Consider the following 2,442-nt stretch of genomic DNA (forward strand, 5'->3'; position numbering starts at 1 on the left):
AATAGGAGACTATGCTCAGACGTTTGTTTTATTGGGATTGATACTCTTTATTGGTTTTGTTTTCGCTCTTTTTATTCGAATAAAGGAATGTAAGGATCTTTAATATGCTCACATAATAAAATATGAATTTGCCCGCGATGATGATAAAAATGTGCAACGATTTCAAGCAACCATTCGAATCGAGAGTAAGAAATACCCCAATAAGCAGTCATAATTTCCGCTAATTCTTCATTGGAATAGGATAAAAAAGTTTTAGAAAGTAAATCGTACCCTTGTATCATCGTTTGCTGTATTTGAGTAATTGTTTCTGGTGTTTGTTCTATATAAAAGGTATGTAAGTCTTTTTCCGTAATACCATTTAATATGAGTAAATCAGCATGGAAAATAAGGGGAAGATGTGTGCACATTTCAAATAATGACCGCTTTGATTCAATCGGCTTTATTTTCAAATCACTTTCAGTATATTGGTTCAGTATTTGAATGGAAGTATCGATAGCAATTTTAACTTGATTCAATGCAGATGGAACAAACATTGTAATTATTCTCACCTCCGTATATAATAGTTTCTTAAGGGTATTATATCATACTCAAAATTCCGAAAATTCTAGTAGTTTGACTAGCATAGTGAAAAGTATTATATTGTAAAAGGTCATATGAAACGTGAAATAGAATGGAATGTAATTATTGAGTTAGGAGTTAGACCAATGAGCTTGAAATATGGAAGAGATACAATTGTTGAAGTTGACTTAAATGCGGTAAAACATAATGTAAAAGAATTTAAAAAACGTGTGAATGATGAAAATATTACAATGATGGCTGCTGTAAAAGCGAATGGGTATGGTCATGGGGCAGTTGAAGTTGCGAAATCGGCTATTGAAGCAGGAATAAACCAACTTGCAGTTGCATTTGTAGATGAAGCAATTGAATTAAGAGAAGCTGGAATCACTGTACCTATTTTAATTTTAGGATATACACCAGTAGCAGCTGTAGAAGATGTAATTCAATATGACGTTATGATGACTGTTTATAGAGTAGAAGATTTACAAGGTATAGATGAAGTTGCAAACCATCTTCAAAAGAAAGTGCGAATTCATGTGAAAATTGATACAGGAATGAGCCGTATTGGTTTACAGGAAGAAGAAGTTAAACCGTTTTTTGAAGAGTTAAAACGTATGCGATATGTAGAAGTAGTAGGGATGTTTACACATTACTCTACCGCCGATGAAATAGATAAAACTTATACAAATATGCAAACAAGTTTGTTTGAGAAAGCTGTAAATACAGCGGAAGAATTAGGAATTCATTTTCCATATATTCATAGTTCAAACAGTGCAGGATCAATGGAACTTAGTAACACATTTCAAAATATGGTTCGTGTCGGTATTGGAATTTACGGTATGTATCCTTCAAGAGAAGTGGATCATACAGTTGCTTCCTTACAGCCAGCGTTGTCTTTAAAATCAAAAGTAGCTCATGTTAAACATGCGAAGAAAAATCGTGGTGTTAGCTATGGGAATACTTATGTAACAACGGGCGAAGAATGGATTGCAACTGTACCGATTGGTTATGCTGATGGTTATAATCGTCAGCTATCTAATAAAGGGCATGCACTAATAAACGGAGTACGAGTACCTGTAATTGGCCGTGTTTGTATGGATCAGCTTATGCTAGATGTTACAAATGCAATGCCAGTACAAGTAGGAGACGAAGTTGTATTCTACGGCAAACAAGGTGAAGAAGAGATTGCGGTGGAAGAAATAGCAGATATGTTAGGTACAATTAATTATGAAGTTACATGCATGTTGGATAGAAGAATTCCACGTGTTTATAAAAAAAATGATGAAACGACTGCGGTTGTAAATATATTAAGAAAAAAATAAGAAAAAACTGAATCGATATGATTCAGTTTTTTTATTTTTGACAAATGAAAAATGTTCTATTTATACCGTGTAGTTGTATATTGTTACATCCTACAGATTTTAAAGAGGTAATAATTTCGTCTCTAAAATAACATGCTTCCTCGATAGAAAAGTCACTCCTATTCCAACAATCTATAATAATCATACTTTGTCATAATTTCAAAACCACATTGTGTATATAGTTTTAAAGCATTGTTATTTTTCGTTTCGACGTCTAGTTCAATTGTTGAAACTCCTTCTGTAATAAGTGTATGTACCATATAACTAAGAATACCTTTACCATATCCTTTACCTTGATAAGAAGGATGAACTGCAAATCCTGATAGTGTAGTAGATTGCTCTTGCTCAGTAACTGTAATCGTTCCTATCACTTTTTCATCGATAAGAGCACTGTAAACTTGATGGGAAGATGAATTCATCATCTTTTGTAACCATGTGGATGTATTTGCTGCCGAATCTCCAAAAGCTTCACTAGCGATTTCTATAAGATCAGGAAGTAATTCAGAAGATGCAACAGTAAGAT

At 33.3% G+C, this 2,442-nt stretch carries 3 protein-coding genes and 1 pseudogene; 1 reads left to right on the plus strand and 3 read right to left on the minus strand.

From position 1 onward, the window contains the following. Positions 1-71: 71 nt before the first annotated feature. The gene (locus AB3X49_RS21340; RefSeq protein WP_367964589.1) at positions 72-533 is read right to left on the minus strand and encodes a DinB family protein; all 462 of its coding nucleotides are present in this window, start codon (positions 531-533) and stop codon (positions 72-74) included. 171 nt (positions 534-704) lie between these two features. Here AB3X49_RS21340 and alr point away from each other — a divergent pair, with 171 nt between their 5' ends. Continuing rightward, positions 705-1,880 (plus strand): alanine racemase, encoded by a 1,176-nt coding sequence (alr, locus tag AB3X49_RS21345; protein ID WP_078204839.1) that lies wholly within the window; start codon positions 705-707, stop codon positions 1,878-1,880. 31 nt (positions 1,881-1,911) lie between these two features. Here alr and AB3X49_RS23255 read toward each other — a convergent pair. Continuing rightward, positions 1,912-2,046: pseudogene (locus AB3X49_RS23255) on the minus strand (class I SAM-dependent methyltransferase); the annotation flags it as partial. Then, the coding region (locus tag AB3X49_RS21350) for a GNAT family N-acetyltransferase (protein WP_367964591.1) at positions 2,039-2,442 on the minus strand (404 nt) is incomplete at its 5' end. The pseudogene AB3X49_RS23255 and the gene AB3X49_RS21350, both read right to left, overlap by 8 nt.

It is taken from the genome of Bacillus sp. C30, from assembly GCF_040838255.1.
Lineage (GTDB): Bacteria > Bacillota > Bacilli > Bacillales > Bacillaceae_G > Bacillus_A > Bacillus_A mycoides.